Origin of the sequence: Streptomyces sp. NBC_01497 (assembly GCF_036250695.1) — a bacterium.
GTDB lineage: Bacteria > Actinomycetota > Actinomycetes > Streptomycetales > Streptomycetaceae > Streptomyces.
This window is the reverse complement of the sequence record NZ_CP109428.1, coordinates 183,344-201,259: the sequence shown is the minus strand read 5'-3', so window position 1 is coordinate 201,259 and position 17,916 is coordinate 183,344. Positions and strand designations below refer to the sequence as shown.

11 protein-coding genes and 7 pseudogenes are annotated in these 17,916 nt (G+C 63.2%); 10 read left to right on the top strand and 8 right to left on the bottom strand.

The features are described from left to right. The first annotated feature begins 710 nt into the window (after positions 1 to 710). On the top strand, positions 711 to 2,639 hold the full coding sequence (locus OG310_RS36935; protein ID WP_329460807.1) for a DUF5010 domain-containing protein: 1,929 nt from the start codon (positions 711 to 713) through the stop codon (positions 2,637 to 2,639). A gap of 158 nt (positions 2,640 to 2,797) precedes the next feature. Here OG310_RS36935 and OG310_RS36930 read toward each other — a convergent pair. Further along, positions 2,798 to 3,661, bottom strand: a pseudogene (locus tag OG310_RS36930) (IS5 family transposase). A gap of 45 nt (positions 3,662 to 3,706) precedes the next feature. Between OG310_RS36930 and OG310_RS36925 the strand changes: the two are divergent. Beyond that, positions 3,707 to 4,114 (top strand): RICIN domain-containing protein, encoded by a 408-nt coding sequence (locus OG310_RS36925; protein WP_329460633.1) that lies wholly within the window; start codon positions 3,707 to 3,709, stop codon positions 4,112 to 4,114. Here the strand turns inward: OG310_RS36925 and OG310_RS36920 are convergent. Continuing rightward, a pseudogene (locus OG310_RS36920) lies at positions 4,022 to 4,350 on the bottom strand (transposase); the annotation flags it as partial. The gene OG310_RS36925 and the pseudogene OG310_RS36920 overlap by 93 nt on opposite strands. Positions 4,351 to 4,358: 8 nt before the next feature. On the opposite strand from OG310_RS36920, the pseudogene OG310_RS36915 reads away from it, so the two are divergent. After that, positions 4,359 to 5,051, top strand: a pseudogene (locus OG310_RS36915) (IS5 family transposase). 102 nt (positions 5,052 to 5,153) lie between these two features. On the opposite strand, the gene OG310_RS36910 reads toward OG310_RS36915, so the two are convergent. Continuing rightward, on the bottom strand, positions 5,154 to 5,594 hold the full coding sequence (locus OG310_RS36910; RefSeq protein WP_329460632.1) for a DUF5709 domain-containing protein: 441 nt from the start codon (positions 5,592 to 5,594) through the stop codon (positions 5,154 to 5,156). A gap of 785 nt (positions 5,595 to 6,379) precedes the next feature. Between OG310_RS36910 and OG310_RS36905 the strand changes: the two genes are divergently transcribed. The 3 genes from OG310_RS36905 (at position 6,380) to OG310_RS36895 (ending at position 9,006) form a co-directional block, all read left to right on the top strand. Further along, positions 6,380 to 7,006, top strand: a complete 627-nt coding sequence (locus OG310_RS36905; RefSeq protein WP_329460631.1) for an RNA polymerase sigma factor — start codon at positions 6,380 to 6,382, stop codon at positions 7,004 to 7,006. A 204-nt stretch (positions 7,007 to 7,210) separates the two neighbouring features. Further along, positions 7,211 to 7,864: a TetR/AcrR family transcriptional regulator gene (locus OG310_RS36900; protein WP_329460630.1), complete on the top strand. Its 654-nt coding sequence runs from the start codon at positions 7,211 to 7,213 to the stop codon at positions 7,862 to 7,864. A 680-nt stretch (positions 7,865 to 8,544) separates the two neighbouring features. Beyond that, positions 8,545 to 9,006, top strand: coding sequence for an LmrA/YxaF family transcription factor (locus tag OG310_RS36895; RefSeq protein ID WP_329460629.1), 462 nt, complete (start codon positions 8,545 to 8,547; stop codon positions 9,004 to 9,006). A gap of 400 nt (positions 9,007 to 9,406) precedes the next feature. Here OG310_RS36895 and OG310_RS36890 read toward each other — a convergent pair. The 3 genes and pseudogenes from OG310_RS36890 to OG310_RS36880 form a co-directional block, all read right to left on the bottom strand. Then, positions 9,407 to 10,539: pseudogene (locus tag OG310_RS36890) on the bottom strand (IS630 family transposase). Positions 10,540 to 10,552: 13 nt separating this feature from the next. Then, positions 10,553 to 11,321: pseudogene (locus OG310_RS36885) on the bottom strand (transposase family protein). Positions 11,322 to 11,511: 190 nt separating this feature from the next. Further along, complete coding sequence (locus OG310_RS36880) at positions 11,512 to 11,943, bottom strand: hypothetical protein (protein WP_329460628.1); 432 nt, start codon at positions 11,941 to 11,943, stop codon at positions 11,512 to 11,514. A 106-nt stretch (positions 11,944 to 12,049) separates the two neighbouring features. On the opposite strand from OG310_RS36880, the gene OG310_RS36875 reads away from it, so the two are divergent. Next, on the top strand, positions 12,050 to 13,675 hold the full coding sequence (locus OG310_RS36875; RefSeq protein ID WP_329460627.1) for an ISAzo13 family transposase: 1,626 nt from the start codon (positions 12,050 to 12,052) through the stop codon (positions 13,673 to 13,675). 17 nt (positions 13,676 to 13,692) lie between these two features. On the opposite strand, the pseudogene OG310_RS36870 reads toward OG310_RS36875, so the two are convergent. Then, positions 13,693 to 13,941 (bottom strand): annotated as a pseudogene (locus OG310_RS36870) (methyltransferase domain-containing protein); the annotation flags it as partial. Positions 13,942 to 14,308: 367 nt separating this feature from the next. Here OG310_RS36870 and OG310_RS36865 point away from each other — a divergent pair. Beyond that, a pseudogene (locus OG310_RS36865) lies at positions 14,309 to 15,675 on the top strand (IS1380 family transposase). A gap of 337 nt (positions 15,676 to 16,012) precedes the next feature. Here OG310_RS36865 and OG310_RS38730 read toward each other — a convergent pair. After that, positions 16,013 to 16,195: a hypothetical protein gene (locus OG310_RS38730; protein WP_443078939.1), complete on the bottom strand. Its 183-nt coding sequence runs from the start codon at positions 16,193 to 16,195 to the stop codon at positions 16,013 to 16,015. A 396-nt stretch (positions 16,196 to 16,591) separates the two neighbouring features. On the opposite strand from OG310_RS38730, the gene OG310_RS36855 reads away from it, so the two are divergent. Beyond that, positions 16,592 to 16,729: a hypothetical protein gene (locus tag OG310_RS36855; protein WP_329460626.1), complete on the top strand. Its 138-nt coding sequence runs from the start codon at positions 16,592 to 16,594 to the stop codon at positions 16,727 to 16,729. 181 nt (positions 16,730 to 16,910) lie between these two features. Continuing rightward, positions 16,911 to 17,915: a polyprenyl synthase gene (locus OG310_RS36850; RefSeq protein WP_329460625.1), complete on the top strand. Its 1,005-nt coding sequence runs from the start codon at positions 16,911 to 16,913 to the stop codon at positions 17,913 to 17,915. Position 17,916: the final 1 nt, after the last annotated feature.

Here is a 17,916-nt window from a genome sequence, read left to right as displayed (position 1 = left end):
GACCCATGTTGTGCTGTACGAGGCGACTTGCACGGGCGGGATTCCCGAGGTCTGGCTCGCACCGAACCTGCAGGGTTGACGTTTTAGTTGATTCCGGTCATGGGGGTGTCGTGGTCAGTGGCGTCGGATCACCTGGGTGCGTCCCAGTGCCTAGGCTCCGTCTCCCTGGCGCCTGACGATGTCGCGGTGAAGGAGGACCTTCGTGAGAACGGCAGTTGGAGACGTGGGCCGACGGGCGCGCAGCGCACCTGGTTGTATATATACCAGTGCGGCCAGTGGTCATGGATGTGGTAGAAACCGTAGCGCTCGCCTCGGCTCTGACGGGGTGAGAAGGCACTGAGACCAGGTGTGCTCGTCAGGTGTGCTCCTGCGGACCGCTCTGTGTTGCTGGGCGGGCTGCTGTAACACTGGGGATCATCGGGCGTGCCCCTCGGAGGTAGGGGTCTGCCTCTACATGCGTGGGTAGGCCCTTGCGTTCCGCAGTCGACAGTTGAATCAACAGCCGCGGACACGTTCCGCAGACATGAGCGAACGGGGTTCGCATCTATCGGCCGACCAAAGTTCTGTCAGGCTGGTAGGTCAGATCAGGCGTCAGTGTTCCCGTCCCACGTTCCTCCCATCCCCCGAGTTAGCAAGGAACGGATTTGTTTAAATCCATCAGGACCCACGCCAGGACCAGACGCAGAGGGATTTTTTCCATTGGAGCGGGGGTGATCGGCTTGGCCGTGCTTGCGGCCCTGTCACCCCTAGCCACCGCATCGGGCCCTTCGAGCTCAGCTCCTATCGTTGACAATGGCGGGACAGTCCTACCGGGCCGCACCGTTGTGAACACGGGATATCTGGGTGTGACTTTCGGATACGAGGGGAGCACTCTGTCGGGTAATTACAGCAACCAGAAAAACAAGCTCTACGATCTTCCCCAGTACATCCCCACGTCGGACACTACTAAGTTCTGGGACAACTACGTTGAACAGCTCCTCGCCACCGGCGTTGACTTCGTAGCGGCGGATCTTCGAGGCTTCCGGCCCGGCAAACCCGTCCCGGACGAGGCAGGCGACCCGCGCTTCCTCACTCAGTTGGTGGACGCAATTAACCGGAGAGGAGCCGCTGGGCAGATAAAAATTGCTGCCCTTGATGACACGGCTGCATCTCTGGCGGACAAAAAAAACCAGCTGGTGCACAACACCGGGGGCGCGTCGCCGCCGTTCGATATGGCTGCTAATTCACCCGAAGGCGGCTACAAGTACATCTGGCAGCAGAACGAAGAAGCCTACTTTCAAGCAGTTCCCGACAGTATGCGCTTCAAACTCAACGGCCGTCCTGTCATATATGAGTGGTCGGATAATTCGCCGGATTTCACGGATCAAGGCAACGGAAACTCTGCCGCCATGCTGGCGTACGTCCGGCAGCAGGCTCAGTCTGAGTTCGGCGTCGATCCTTATCTGATTGTCGATCAGAGCTGGCTCAACAACGATTCCACCGTGAGTTCGCAAGTCATGGGGGCCAACGGTTGGTTCAGTCTTAACAACGGCGGTGAGACGCTCGACACCTTCGATGGCCGGAAGTACGGGGTAGCGGTCCCCGGATTCAACGTTGTCGAAGGAAGCACGAACATGGTGATTGACCCCGATCACGGCAACACCTTCGTCAAAAACCTCACCGCGACAGTGAACAACCAGGCAACAGTGACCCTCATGGAGGGATTCACTGATGTGCTCGAGAATGCTGCCGGATTCCGAGTGGCCGACGGTACCTATGATCAGAGACACGTCGACTACCCCAACCAGTCGATCAACATCTTGCGGCGATTCTCACGCAATCCTTTTCCTGCAAGTTATCGGGTAGAGGCAGAAGGAGCCGACTCCTTCAGTGATACGACTCCGGGTAACCAGTTCAACGACTACAGGGCCGGCGACATTGATGTCCAGGACAGTACCGACACTGGCGAAGGCTGGGATGTCGGGAACATTGCTCCCAGCGAGTGGCTTCAGTGGCAGCAGGTACCGCTACAGGGAACAGTTGACCTGACAGCGCGCGTCGCCGCCCCGGCGGCTGGGGGTCAACTCCGCTTTGTAATTGACGGGGTTGCTGGGCCCACCGTCAGTGTGCCCGACACTGGCGGCGCCCAGAACTGGCAGACCCTTGATGCCGGGACGTTCACTTTTGCCCCGGGTACGTACCACACGGTCCAGATCCAGTTCCCTGCTGGAGGCTTCGCCCTCAACTACTGGGCGGGAACTACCCGGCCTGCTCCGACAGGACACGTTAGCGGCCTCGGCGGCAAGTGCGCGGACGCAACGGCGTCGAACGCCACAGCAGGAGCCGCGATAGCCATGGAGAGCTGTGGCACTAGTTCGTCCCAGCAGTGGACTATGGCGAACAACGGTACCGTGCAGGCTCTCGGCAAGTGCCTGGACGTTGCGGGTGGCGCCACCGCAAGTGGAACCAAGGTCGAGCTGTGGGGCTGCAACAGTGGCGAGGGGCAGCAGTGGACCGTGACTGCCTCGGGGCAACTGATGAACCCGGCGTCGGGCCGTTGCCTGGATGTGACCGGGCAGAACACCTCGGACGGCGCGCCCTTGCAGATCTGGACATGCACAGGCGGTGCCAACCAGAAGTGGTCCGTACCTACTCAGTGAAAGATCGATTTTGACCGATGGTGGCGATGGAGCCATCGGTCAGCGGCGGGGCGGTCGAAGGAGCAATTGTCTTCGGCCGCCCCAAGCGTTGATTCGACCGCCCTCCGGGCCGCATCTCTGGGGGTCCGAAGCGCACCCAGCGTCTAGAGCGCCACTCCTTAAGTGCCTGGACGCTTAGAGGTCCTAACAAGGGTGTTGGATGTGGCGGTGGGTGATGAGGCAGGTGGCGAGGCCGAGGAAAAGGCTTCGTGGATGTCGTCGCGTCGTTCCCAGTGGATACGCAGATGTCGGAAGCCGTGGAACGAGGCGATCGTGCGCTCGACGACCGAGCGCTGAGCACCGAGGCCGGAGCCGTGTGGAATGCCGCGGCGGGCGATGACCGGTTTGATGCCCTGAGCCCAGACGAGGCGGCGGTACTTGTCGTGGTCGTAGCCGCGGTCGCCGAGCGGGACGTCATGGCGGCGACGGGGACGTCCCGCGAGGCCCTGGATAGGTGGGATCTTGGCGAGTAGGGGCGTGAGGTGGGTGACGTCGCCCACGGTTTCCGCCGGTCAGGGACACCGCGAGCGGTGTGTCCTGGCCGTCGATGAGGAGGTGGTGCTTGCTGCCGGGCCGTGCGGGGTCGACCGGGCTGGGACCGCTTTTGGGCCCCGTCGGGCGGCCCGGGCATGGGAGGAATCGCTTCCCCGCCCGAGACCAGTCGAGCTGCTTCGCCGCCCGGGGCTTGGCCAGCAGCACGAGGTGGAGCCTGTCCCAGACGTTGGCCTCGTTCCACGCTGCCAGCCGCCGCCAGCACGTCATGCCCGAGCCGAAGCCCAGCTCCCGCGGTAGGTACTCACACTGGATCCCGGTATGCAGCACGAACAGGATCCCGCACAGCGCCTGACGGTCAGGAACTCTCGGCCGGCCAGGCACCAGCTTCGGCGCCGGGAAGGCAACAACGGCTCGACCAACGACCACAGTTCATCCGAGACGATCCACGGACGCGACCCTCTCTTCCCCACGGACAGCCCAACGAGCATCCGAGCCGACAGTCACATCATCCGAGACTTCTGTCAGGACCAACAGTGGTGGCGAGGGATGCTGACGGCCTCCTGCGAGGCAAACAGTCAAACCGCTGCGTGGACGTGCCGGCGCTCAGTCAGACCAACGGAACCATGCCCACCCTCTACAGCTGCAATGGCGGAGGCAACCAGGCCTGGACTTCAACCACCACCAACCAGTTGAGCGTCTACGGCACCAAGTGCCTCGCGCCCGTGGGTGACAGCACTGCGAGCGGAGCCGGTGTGGAGATCAACGACTGCGACGCCGGCAGTGCCCAGCAGTGGAATATCAAGGCGGATGGCACGGTGGTCGGCTCCGCCTCCAGGAAGTGCCTCGACGTTGCCGCCGGTGAGGATGACGGCAAGCGGGATTCCGTGCCGGTCGACGATCAGGTGGTGCTTGGAGCCGGGGCGGGCGCGGTCGACGGGTGAGAGGCCGACGTGGTCCCCCCTTTGAGGGCCCGGACGTGCGATCCGTCTACGGAGCAGTCGTCCAGGTCCAGCAGGTCGGCGCGGCGAAGCTCGGTCAGAAGGGCGGCGTGCAGCCGTTGCCAGACGCCGGCCTCGGTCCAGTCCCGCAGCCGGCGCCAGGCAGTCACACCGGAACAGCCCACGGTCTCCGCCGGGACGTCCTGCCAAGCAACGCCGGTCCGCAGCACGAACAGGATCAGCACGCATTCGGACACCCTGCCGACCAAGATCGAGGGTGCGGCTGCAGGGCGGTGGGACGCAGGACGCGCCTGATGAGACGTTGTTCGCGGCGATCATCTATGTCCTGGTCAGCGGCTGTGCCTGGCGGTCCTTGCCACCGTGCTTTGGCATTTCGAAGTCCACCGCGCATCGCCGGTTCCTGATCTGGTCGAGAGCCGGCGTCTGGGGCCGGCTCCACGAGGCCGTCCTGGATCGGATCGACGAGTGCGGCCTGCTCGACCTCACATGCACTGTCTTCGACTCCGCCCACGTCCGCGCTAAAAAGGGGGCGAACTCACAAGGTCCGAGCCCCGTGGACCGCGGCAAGCCGGGCTCCACAATGCACATCCTGTCGGACGCGAACGGGCTGCCCCTCGTCGTCGGCGTCCCATGCAGGCAACACCCCCGACAGTCAGGGCCTGAAGGCGATGGTCGCCGGCCTCCAAACGAGACACGACCCCGAAAACGGCTGGCACTACAAACCCCGCAAACTTCGGGGTCTGTATCGCCCGCAAGGGCATCGAGTCCAGTGAACGATTAGGGCGCCGCAGGTGGGTGATCGAGCGGACGATGTCGTGGCTGACGGGGAACCGCAGACTCAGCCCCCGATACGAACGCCGGCATCCGGGCAACCACCTGGCCTTTCTCGGCCTCCGCAGCCCTCTGCTGCTACAAATGACTCATCAAACTCACCATGTAGGAAACGGTCTAAGTGCGCGATCCGGCAGAGGCAGGCCTCCGTTCGTGGCTGAACATTAGACGCCTAGCCGGCATCAGCCTGTCACTCGGTACGGAAACCGTCAGGATCGATGACATGGATAGCCGACTCCTCGGCGGACGCGGCACCGCCATCAATCCCTACGTCCTTGGCCCAGTAGTCGTCGCCGTCATAGCGCACCCCGGTCACGTCGGTATCCCATGAGAGGAGGCGACCAGCACGAGCCGATCCCACCTGATCGTCAATGGCCTCGCCATCTGTGCCGATCGTGTCGCCGATCCCGTCACCATCGTCCTCCAAGTCCTGGCTGTCTCTAGCTTCGCGGGCCAACCGCTTGGAGAGGGGTTCATGCCCGTGAGACTCGCGTTCAGTGATGCCCCAATCGTTTACCGCCTGCGGACGTTCCGCCGGTGAGTAGCCAGCGTCCAAGTAGTCTCCGATCTCGTCCTCATCGAATTCCTCCGACTCCCTGAGGAGCCCAAGCTCCTGGTCATCCTCACTCATAACGATCCTTCCGGGTGGAGGTGGGGGGAGGCAGGTTGTAATCAGGTCTGCCTGACAGCACTGCAGTACGAGCCCCCTGCGTGGGAGGGTTTCGCTTGCGGATCGGCGCCTGGGTTCTAGGCGTCACAACCTGATCCCAAACTTATCGCTGCTCACCATCCTCCCACATGTAAATCTACGGGGTGTCTATAGGGAGTGGCCTCATCCTTCGCCACTCCCTCTGGCAGATGGTTCCTTCATGCGTTCGGATGGTGCCTGACGCCGGCCTGTGCTACCGCCCCCTACTCGTCCAGGCGGTCTCGAAGATGGGGCCGCGGAGACCGGCCGGCTCAGGCGGACGCCATTGCCCACCCTCCCCCTCTCAATGATCAGTGCGGGTCTCTGGAGTTGGCGCCCATCAGCAGGAAGGTAGGTTCGGGTTGCTCGCCCGCGCGCATCGGAGCCTTTTCGGCCGGTGGTCCATGCAGGATCGGTATGCCCGCTCCCGTGGCCTGTGACTGACGATTCGATTAGTGGAAATTAATCTCCCGAGCTCTTTTGTGGCATGCGTTGATTCCCTTCGCGAGCTGATGACCGGTCAGAGTGCAAGTGAATGTGTGAGTGGGGCATTATCGGCTCCTTTCAGCCTTCGCACTGTTCAGTGCTCGTAGATCTAAAATAGATGCCTGCGTGGTCGACTGAGAGTACTCAGCCATCAGCATGGGTCGCGGGGGGCACGCATGTTTCTGTCGATACCGCGGAACCCAGCCCATCCGTTCTGGGGACGTGCCGAGAAGGGATGCTAGGTGCATTCGATTGATTCAAATGCGACCGACTGGGCAGACGTGCTCAAAGAAGGCAATCCGCGTTATGAGCTGGCATGCAGGCAACTCCACGCGCTGCTGCTCCGTATCGCCCTGGGTGAGGCCTTTCGGCGTGGGCCAGCCTACCGAATTTATGGACCGGAGCTGACGGATCTGGCGCATCAGGCAGCAGCCGATGCCCTTATGCGTATTATTGCGAAGGTTGATGGCTTCCGTGGTGATAGCCAGTTCACGACGTGGGCGTTCAAGTTTGTCGTACTAGAGATTTCGACCAAGCTCGGCAGACATCATTGGAGGAAGAAACGAGTAGCGTTTGATCTGGACCAATGGATCGGTCTCCCGGATCGACCTGGCTTTGACCCTGCAGGTGAGGTGGAGGCGCGGGAGCTATTGGTTGCGCTTCGCAGGGCAGTGGAGACGGTGCTCAGTGAACGGCAGCGAAGGATCTTCACTGCACTGATCGTCAATGGTGATCCGGTTGATGCTCTGATTGACGAGCTTGACACCAATAGGAATGCAGTCTACAAGTGCATGTTCGACGCGCGGAAGAAGCTACGTGCCCGGCTAGTTGCTGACGGGCACATCGCCCCCCAGCCGAGATTATTATGAGTCCCTTAAGTAGGGGACTGCGTAACTCGGGCGGCAAGAGTCGGCCCGGGAAGCAGCGTTAAGGCTGTCGAGGTGAGAGGCCTTGTCTCTCGCATCGATTGACCCACGATGCGGCCCTCACCGCGATCGGGCTCCGCAGCTACAACCGGACCTTTTAGTCCACTTTATAGTGCCACCCGTCGGTGGTCGGGGTAGCCTTGACCTGTGGCGGAACGGGAGACAAGAACTGAGGCGTCGCGGCTCACGGCACGGGGCATGGTCACAAGGGACCGGATCCTCCGTGCGGCCGCGGACCTCATGCATGTCAAGGGTGTTGCGGCGACGACACTCGACCACGTCCGAGCGGCTAGTGCCACCAGTAAGTCACAGCTGTACCGCCACTTTCCCGACAAAGAGCTCCTAGTCTCCCAGGTCATTGAGCTTCAGGCCACCGAGCTGATCGAGCGGCAGCGGCAGCAATTGGAACGTCTCAATTCTCTGCGGGGTCTCGAAAGATGGCGTGACGCGCTCGTCCAGCGCAATGCGCTGCGTGGCGGCGCGTACGGATGCCCATTGGGTTCACTGGCCAGTGAACTGGTAGATGGTGATGACGAAGTGCGCCTAGCGTTCGCAGGCCACTTCGGAGAGTGGCTCGGGCTGCTGGTCAGGGGCCTGACCCGCATGCGGGATTCAGGCACTCTTCGGCCGGACGCCGACCCTGACAAGCTTGCGACCAGCCTCATGGCTGCCCTGCAGGGGGGCTACCTACTAGCCCAGACGTCCCGCGATGTCACCCCTATGAAGGTGGCCCTTGACATGGCCATTGACCACGTCAAACTGTATGCAGTGAAGTCTAGGTCCGGGGAGAGCGTCCTGTAGCGACATGTGGTTCAAGGCGCCAGGGTGTGGGCCTGACGCCTGTGCGGCTCGCACGCCGGCGTGAGCGGCGCCCGTGCGCCGCCACGTGTCGCGGGGCTGTGGAGCATTCTCTCGGTCGAGCTCGTGCACGGCAGTCGCTAGTGGTGCCGGGCAGTCAAGGGCGGCATCGTAGACCGGTTTGTTCAACCAGACTCCGCTTGCAGGATGACCGGTTGTCATCACGTACTGCGGCCGACAGTGCGAGGGCCGATTATTCCCTACTCTTGTGACCTGGTATGCACCAGATGATTCCCTGAAGCGATGTGAGACCCCGGATTGTGGTTTGCGTCAGTCGACCGCCTGCGGCAAGGCCCTTCAGTAGGACGCTGAACACAGCTCGCGGTGGCTGCCTCAGCGAGAGCGCAGGCCGGCGGACCAGGGACCTCCTCGATGTTCCGGCTCGTGAGACGTGGGCGTTTGAGTGCTGGTAAAGTGGGACTCTATGGTCCAGTCTGTGCTGTAGAGCTGGGGACCGAGAATGTGATTGCCGCATGAAATGCTCTTGACAGGGCTGAACAATGCGGGCTTTCAGGCCACAGAGTCAGGTGAGGATCCATATCATGGACCCCCTAATTCGGCAGTGCTTGAAAAGGGCAAGGACGTTCTTTTGGCGTTTATGTACCGAAGGAACCTGGCCTGCTATGACCCTATCGGTATCTACGGGTGAGGATATTCTGGTGCGCGGGGTTGTCGCCTTGCAGGTACGCGAATTGCTTGAGCGTGAGAGGCGATCCTTGGGGGGGCTGAGAACCATTGGAGAGCTACGTCGATGGGCTGAGGAACTCGTTGAACTCGACGTGCAGCAAGGAAGCTTTGGCGGCGACATCGGATCGATAGTTGCACTTGCCCCAGTCGACGCTGATGAACGCACCGCGCTCGCGGAGGGGTTTAAAGCCTGGAGGGACCTCATCGCAGCGGGACTGATGCGTATGCAGCATGAAGGTACGCTGAGAAATGACATTGGCGCGGAGGACCTCGCGACCGGCCTGATGGCAGCCATGCAAGGCGGATACCTCCTCATGCGTACTGCGCGTGATGCTAGGCCGATGAGGATAGCCCTCGACATGGCACTCGATCACATTGAGACGTTTGCCTGTCCGTAGTGATGGCGGCCTGCAGACAGCAGGGACTCGCCAGTGGAACTGTCGACGGTTGCGGCTGGCAATGGACCGATCGCGACGGTAACCAGACTCGGGCGACCCGAAAGAGGTGGTCTGCAACCGGTGTGGCCAATTGTAGACTCGCAGCGCGGATCCCTGCATGCGTCCACCGTTTCCTCGCGGCCGGTCTTGCTTTCGGCGCGATAGTTGCTCGGCCTGCCAGGACTCCATGCCGTCTAAGGGCTGTCCCGTAACTCTGGACACCGCTTGCCGATGTCCGGTTCGACCTACTTGTTCAGGATCCGGTTTAGGTCGCGATTCGGGGCGCAACCGGACAATCAGATCTGCTTGTGATGACCTACCGACCTCTGCCCTGAGTTACGGGACAACGCTTAGTGCAGCATCAGGCAACGTTTGCCCTGTCGACAACGGTGCGTAGGTGCCGGTCGTCGGTATGGCGGTTTCGCCAGGGGATGTAGCGGCGGATCATGCTGCCCTGTTCCTTGTGGGTGGCGTGGTCGGTGCCGTCGAGGGTGAAGTAGCGCAGCGCGGTGAGCTGGGCCTCGATCCGGTTCAGCCAGGAGCTGTTGGTCGGCGTGTGGGCGCTCTCGACGTTGTTGGCCGCAGCCCAGGTGCCGACGCGCTGGCATCTCTTCGTCGTCAGGTGCGGGGAGAAGTTGTCGCAGACGATCGCGATCCGTACCGTCGGCGGGTAGAGGGTGCGCAGGTAGCGGCAGAACTCGAGGAACTGGCTGCGCTTCTTGACCGGCTTGATGTGGCTGTAGAGCTTGTCCTTGGCCAGGTCGTAGGCGGCGAAGAGGTGACGTACTCCGCCGTAGCGGTTGTATGTCGCCCGCCGCCTGCGGCGCGGCTCCCGGTTGGGGTCCTTGTGCTTGCCACCACGTTCGACCCACTGCCGGCCAGGGTGGGGCATCAGGTTCAGCGGTCCGAACTCATCCATGCACAAGACGACTTCGGGCTCTTGGTTCTCCGGTATGACTTCGCCGTCGGCGATCGCGTAGAGGTGTTCGATACGCGCCTTCTTGGCCGCGTAGTCGGGGTCGGGGGAGGTCTTCCAGGTCTTCAGGCGTTGAAAAGAGACGCCTTCCTCGCTGAGCAAAATGAGCAGGCCCTCGTGGCTGATGTCGTCGACCACCCCCTCGGCAACCAGGAAGCCTGCCAGTTTGGTGAGGCTCCAGGTGGAGAACGGCAAGTCATGCTCGGACGGCTTGGACTTCGCGATCTTCTTGATCTCACGCCGCTCTGGCAGCGTAAATGTCCTCGGTCGCCCGCCCTTGTACTTCGGATACAGGGAGTCGAAACCGTCGGCGTTGAAGTTGTGGTCACATCCCGGACATGGTCGGCGCTGGTGAAGGTGACCTCGGCGATCTTTGCCACCGCCATGCCCTGCGCGGACAAGAGCACCATTTGGGCCCGTCGCCAGGTCACCACTGTCCCGCTGCCTCTGCGGACGGGCCGCAACAGACACTGCCCCTCGTCGTTATCGATCTCACGGACGCGTACTCGTTCTGCCAGTGAGCCTTTTCCATCATCGCTCTGAGCTGGCCAGATGTAGGGTGAGGACGGCTTGCACGAAGGCGGTGATCCGGGTGGTGGAGCACCGCAGCTTGCGGAGGAGCCGCCACGACTTGAGGGTGGCCATGGCGTGTTCGATGAGTGCGCGAATCTTGGCGTGAGAGCGGTTCGCTGCCTGTTGACCTGCTGAAAGGTTGTCCCGTCGCCCCCAGTACGGGATGCGGACGGTGCCGGCGGCTCCTGGGTAGCCTTTGTCCGCCCAGCAGGGGGGTGTCGGCTTGGGCGGGGGCGTCGATGATGCCGTGTTCCCGGGCCGCGCGGACGTCGTGGACGGCGCCCGGCAGGGTCGGCGAGACCCATAGGGGTCGGCCGAAGGGATGGGTGAGGACCTGGACGTTCATGCCGTGTTTCTTGTGTTTGCCGGAGTAGTAGGGGCGGTCCGCCGCGATGCGGTCGATCGGCAGCAGGGTGCCGTCCAGTAGGACGAAGGCTTTCATCGACGCGGTGCGGGCGGCGTCGGCCAGGGTGGGCGCGGGGTCGGCCAGGAGGTCGACGGCCTTGGCGACGTAGCGGTAGGCGGTCGTGGTCCCGACGCGGAATCCGGCAGCGAGCTGGGCGTGGGTGTGTCCCACGCGCAGGTGGGCGAGTGCGTGAAGGGCTTGGCGACCCGCGCTCAGCCGCCGCCATCTGGACCCGATCGCACGGCGGTGCCGTCGCAGTTGTTGCGCGAGGAAGCGCAGGGTGGAGCTGGACACGTTGACGCCCGGCGGGTAGACAAGCATGCGAAGCCTCTGGTGGAGACGGTTCTCTTGGTCGAAAACCCATCTACCAGGGGCTTCACCCTGTTGTCAGCCCAACCGGCAGACTGCTGAGGCAGGTTGGAAAAGGCTCACTGGGACAGCATGACGGTCCGGCACCATTCGGCCGTAGCGCTGACGAGGCGACACGCTTGGCACGGCGGACCTGACTGCGCTATGTCCGGCGGGCGATCGTGATGATCTCCTGGCTCGTACCGGTGACGGGCCCTCGATTCCAGTCCCCGAACCGGGTCTCGACCTCGAACCCCGTTTCTACGAGCAGAGCGACGAGAGTCGTGACGTCGTAGAAGCGCAGGCTTGTGCGGTCGACGCGCAGCACGGCGCCGTCGGGCGCTGCCGTCGTCTCAGTGAAGGTGACCACGTCATCGGTGACCGAGTCGATCTCGTGCCAGACGCGCAGGGCACGGCCGTATGTGTCGGTGATATCGGTTGCGTTCGAAGGGGTCCAGTTCTCCCAGGCACGTGCTTGCGGATGACGGGTCTCGAAGGCGAAGTGGGCACCCGGTCGAAGTGCGGCGTGAATCGCCACCAGCGAGGCACGCAGATCGCGGTCGGTAAGGAGGCATTGGAACGCATGGCTGGCCATCGTTGCGAGGCCGAACTCGGCGTTCCACTCCGCGTCCGCCGCAGTGCCCTTAGGGCTTGCAGATCATCAACGTGTTGCTTCCCGTCCCATGGCTCGTTGATGTGGTATGCGCATCCCGGACGAGATCCTTACTCAACTCGCCATGAGGTTTGTGGTGTTGTTCCCGCATTTGGATGAGCGGCAGCGCCGGCTGCTGATGGCCGCAGAGGCCCGTGTCCTGGGACACGGTGGTGTTCGGGCCGTCGCGTGGGTGGCCTCGGTGAGTGAGACCACGGTCCGCAAGGGCGTGTTCGAGCTGGAGGCTGGCGAGGAGCCTCTGGGGCGGGTGCGGCGGCCGGGCGGGGGCCGCAAGAGGGTCGCAGATCTCGATCCGGGGCTGCGGCCGGCACTGCTGGCGCTGGTCGAGCCGGACGAGCGTGGTGATCCGATGTCGCCGCTGCGGTGGACGGTGAAGTCGACCCGCACGCTGGCGCGGGAGCTAGTCCGGGCCGGTCACAGAGTCAGTGCGGACACTGTCGCGGATCTGCTGCGGGAGGAGGGTTTCAGTCTGCAGGCCAACGCCAAGACCATTGAGGGAAGCCAACATCCGGACCGGGAAGAGCAGTTCCGCTATCTCAACGAGCAGGCCCGTGATCACAGGGACACCGGTCAGCCGGTGATCAGCGTGGACACCAAGAAGAAGGAGCTCGTCGGCGAGTTCAAGAACAACGGCCGCCAGTGGCGGACTGCTGCTGAGCCGGTGCCGGTGAACGTCCATGACTTCGCCGACCCCCAGCTGGGCAAGGCCGTCCCGTATGGGATCTACGATCTCGCGGCGAACACCGGCTGGGTCAACGTGGGCACCGATCACGACACCGCCGCGTTCGCCGTTGAGTCGATCCGCCGCTGGTGGTCCGGCCAGGGCCGGGCCGTCTACCCGCAGGCGACGCGACTGCTCATCACCGCCGACGCGGGCGGCTCGAACGGCTACCGCACCCGGGCCTGGAAGCTCGAACTCGCCCGGCTCGCTGCCGAAACAGGACTGACGATCACCGTATGCCACCTGCCGCCGGGCACATCTAAGTGGAACAAAATCGAGCACCGGCTCTTCTCACACATCACCCTGAACTGGCGTGGCCGCCCGCTGACCAGCCACGAAGTCATTGTCCAGTCCATCGCCGCGACCGCCACTCGCACTGGACTGCGCGTCACGGCCGAGCTGGACACCAACATCTACCCCACCGGAGTCCAGATCGACGACGCGGAGATGGCGGCCCTGCCTCTGACCCGACACGCCTTCCACGGCGACTGGAACTATGACCTGCACCCCCAGCCGCGCCCTGCCGTCCCAGCGCCCCGCGCTCCGCACAAGCCAGCCCCGGAGTGGGACCGTGCTCTGCTGTCCGACCCCGTACTGACCGGCATGTCTCGGCAGCAACTGAGCGATCTCATCGACACTTTGGCCGTCGATGGCGACCTCAAGCGCGGCCGGCCGCCCCGGCTCTCCTTCCCCGATCAGGTCCTGGCGGCCGTTCTTCACCTGCGGCTCGCCTTGGCCGCAGAACCCCTTGCGGTGCTGTTCGACAGCAGCCGGGCCGCCATGCACCGCACCTTGCGGAAGATCAGGACACTGCTCAAGGCGCGCAGTATCGTCATCTCCCCGGCGGCCACGCCGCCCTCCGCCCTCACAGCCCTCCAGTCGCGGGTTCGATACCTGACCAACGACCCCAGCATGATCAAGACAACGTGTTAATGATCTGCAAGCCCTTAGACCCACTCGATATCGGTGCGGCGCCGGGCCCGGGCAAGTGCGGCACGGTCCGGATCGAGGCCGACGAGAGGGCCGGTATGACCGTTTTCACGTGCCCGGTGCAGCATGGAGCCGGTACCGCAGCCAACGTCCAGGACCGAGCCCGCAGCCATGACCAACTCGTCATAGAAACCGTCGCTGGGCCACCGCAGGGGGTCCCACGGGTTCAGCAGGTCGTATGGCGCGGCGGCGTCAGCGTCGGAGAACACCGCGACGGTATCCACGCAGCGCCGACAGCTACCAACTGTTTTCCCACAACGAGGCGAACGTTGCCTGATGCGGCACTAGATCGCGCTCCTGCATGGCAGCCCGAAGGTCCACGTCGATAGCCAGCGGCGCTGGGTGACTCATGAGGCTCTTCAGAGCAGGCGACCAGCCGCCGGGCCGCGCCCCGTCACGAACCGACCTGACGGACGGGTATGGCAAGGGCCGCGATAGGTCATGATCTCGTTAGCCTCGCGCTTTCATGAAGCGCGCTGTCCGGCAGGTGATCAGGGCGGCAGAAAGTGCCTCTGACCAGCGAGAGTAAGGGTTGTTGAGGCCCTTGCTCCCGCCACCGTCGGAGGCACTTCCCAGGTGAAGAAGCGTATCGGGTGTTACCCGCATGTCAGCGTCGAGGGCAGCGGTCGTGGTGTGGTCGCCCAGGCCGGGGCGGTGCTGCTGTTGGAGACAGTCCGTAAGTCGGGCCTGGACACGGCGATATCGGTGGCGCTCGCGCCGTGGCGCAAGCCGCGGGCGGTGCACGACCCGGGCAAGATCCTGCCGGACGTGGCGCTCGCGGTCGCCCTCGGCTGGGACTGCCTGGCCGATGTGGGCATGCTGCGCGCCGAGCCCGCAGCGTTCGGTCCGGTGGCCTCCGACCCGACAGTCTCCCGCCTCATCGACACCCTCGCCTCGGGCGGGCAGCGGTCCCTGACCGCGCTTCGGCAGGCCCGCTTCGAAGTCCGCAATCGAGGATGGAAGTTGACCGGCCGGGAGGCGCCTGATGCCGGCGGGCAGGTGACCGTGGGCATCGACGGCGTCCTCGTCCTGGCCCACTCCGAGAGGCAGGACGCCGCCGCCACCTGGAAGAAAACCTACGGCCACCACCCGCTGGTGGCGTTCGTCGACCACGGCCGCGGCGGGTTCGGAGAACCCGCCGCCGGTCTGCTCAGGCCCGGCAACGCAGGCTCCAACACCGTCGCCGACCACATCACCACCGCCCAACTCGCCCTGGCGCAGCTCCCCAAGAAGTACCGGCGCAGACGGCACACGCTGATCCGCACCGACTCCGACGGCGGCACTCATGCGTTCGTCGACTGGCTCGCCCAGCGCGGCCGGTGGCTGTCCTACTCGGTGCGCATGACCATCACCGACACCCTCCACCAGGCCGTCCTCAAGATGCCGGCCGCGGCCTGGACACCGGCCGTCGAACCCGATGGCGAGATCCGCGACGGCGCCTGGGTTGCCGGACTCGACGGCGACGTCCTCGACGGCTGGCCCGAGGGTCTGAGGATGATCGTGCGCAAGGAACGGCCGCACCCTGGAGCTCAGTTGCGCCTCACAGGCGCCGGCGGACTGCGCCTGACCTGCTTCGCCACCAACACCACCAAAACGCCGATCGCCTACGCCACCGCCAGCGAGCCCTTGCCGAAGACCGGATCCGAAACGCCCGCGCTATCGGCTTGCGCAACCTCCCCCTGCACGACGCGGCGCAGAACCAGATCTGGCTGGAGATCGTCCAGATCGCCCTTGACCTGCTCGCCTGGATGCCCACGCTCGCACTGAGCGGCGCGGCTCGCCGGTAGGAGCCCCGCCGCCTGCGACTGCGCCTGTTCTCCGCCGCCGGCCAGGTCGTCACCACCGGACGCCGTCGCATCCTCCGTCTCGCCGGCCACTGGCCCTGGACCGACGTGATCACCGAGGCCCTGCAACGGCTCCAAGCCCTACTAAACCCCGGCTGACCAGCAGCAACCCGCCCCTTCGAGCCGCACCATCCCCACCGGGCCAGTGGAACCGGGCGCCCACCCGACGCGACAGTCGGGCCTCCGAACTGCCTAAGGGCTGTCCCGTAAGTCACTGGAGGGGCGGACGGTCATCGTCACTCGGACGGGTTGTCCGCTTCTGGCCTGAGTTTCGAGGCTCGACGACATCGCCGCGAATCGGGTCGAACCGGACGCGCGCAAGACGTCGAACCAGTTACGGGACAACCCTTAGGCTCAGCCCGGACAACCGAAACGATCCGTGAGAGAGAGCCCAGCGGACCGTGACGAAAGATCGAGGTTAGCGAACACGCGAGGCTCACGTGATGACGGCCTGTCCGACCCTATGTTGGGTTGTAAGGGCGGTCGCCGCATCGGCGATCGCTTCAGCGGCCGGGACGTCGACGGCCTCGCTGACATGGCGGTAGAGCGTGCTGGTCCCGATCTCGAGACCGTCTGCGAGCTGGGTATACGCGGCCCAGTTGCGCAGATGGGCCAGCACCAACAGGGCTTGAGGCCAGCCGGGAATCGACGCCAGCGGCTTCCGATTCGGCGACGGTGTTCGCGCGGACGAGAGGCGAGGAACGGCAGGGACCGACTAAACACGTCCAGTCCGCGCGGGTGGACGAGCACGTGAAGCCTCTGGTGGGTACAGGTGATCTTGGTCGTGAATCCGTCCACCCAGGGCTTCACTCATGTGTCGAACCAACTGACTCACAGCCGCAAGCAAGTTGGCAAAGGCTCAATATCTATTTTCTATGAACAGGCGATCATTTTTTGCAGGCGACGATGCTGGGTTGCTTGATCACAAAGAAGAATGGATGCTAAGTTGCCGATGCGAGATGCTCCTGAACTCATTCAGTGAGTATTTATTTGGTCCTTTTAACTTAGGAGACTCATGAACGCTGAAATTGAGGAAGTTGTACTGCTGCTTGACGGCGATGGAAGCTGGGAGGCCGGTTCTGTCGGCGCCGAGGAAGAATCCACCTACGTGGTAACGAACGAGCATGGCGGCGGGTCCAACACCTGGTGCTGACCGACCACGCTCGGTTTCGCTGAGCATGTGTAGCACCTCATCCGATCCTCCCAATTCGAGGGGGATCGGATGAGGTGGGAGCGTGGCAAAGGTAATTGAGTTCCGTCTAACTCCTCGCCTTCATAGGCTACTCGCCGCTGCGCTTGTGATTTCTCGTTGTGGGGTTGCCGAGGAGGCGTGTATGTCCGATAAAGACGTGACTGAGCATTACCGGACCTTGCTGGAGCGTCGCCGGATGGTAACCGCTGCTCTTTCTTCGGAGCTTGCCCTACTTGCCCGAGACCGACCGTCTTTGTCTGCAGCAATATTGCAGCTACTCGACAGCGACGGCAGCACAGAAAGCCCTTTTCGCCTGCTGCCTTTCCCTGTGCTTGGAGCGATCACTGCAGACCCCCAGTCAGCACTGCCAGTGGCAATGCTGTCCAGGCTGTGGTGGACTGGCGCGGAGAGCTTTGACGATCTTACCGATGGCGACTTTGACCCAGAGCAAGTGGGGCTGTCATCAGCCCAGGCAAGCATCTCGAGCGCAGCATGCCTCACTTTGGTTCCTCAATTGCTAATCGAACATCTAGACGTTCCAGCAAAGCTGCGAGCCGCGTGGGCGCGTGAGTTTGTAACAAGTTCGCTCCGTTCGGCCGAGGGTCAACTCGACGATGTTTCTGCAAGTCCGAACGCGATTACCTGGTCTACTACTATGCGGATCTATGCTGGCAAGTCCGGCGCTCCGTACGGCAGAGACGCTGCGATGACAGCCATGCTTGCTCGCGTCGGCAACCAAGCGATCGAAGGTTGGCGGGTCTTCGGTAAGCTTTTCGGCATCCTGCGTCAGATGGCCAATGATCGTGCCTCGCATGGCCTTGGTGAAGATAGGGACCTGGAAAATGGCACCTGGACCTTGCTGATGGCTCTGGCAGTAGAGATGGCTAACCCCACTGAGGCGGATGCTCTCGCGGCGCTGCGCGACCGAGCGAGGCTGGATACCGTAGCTCGAAGAGAGATTCGTGAACATCTGTCTCGAACAAGCGCGGCCATTGCGTATAACGACCGAATCTATGTCATTCGTAGGAAACTATCAGGCCTGCTCGGGGCGCTGGCCAAGCCTTCAGAGCACCGAGACCTCATCCAGTGGATGATTGACGCTTCCGCAGAGGATGCACGCCTCACGGCTGAAAGAGGTGCTGTGTGAT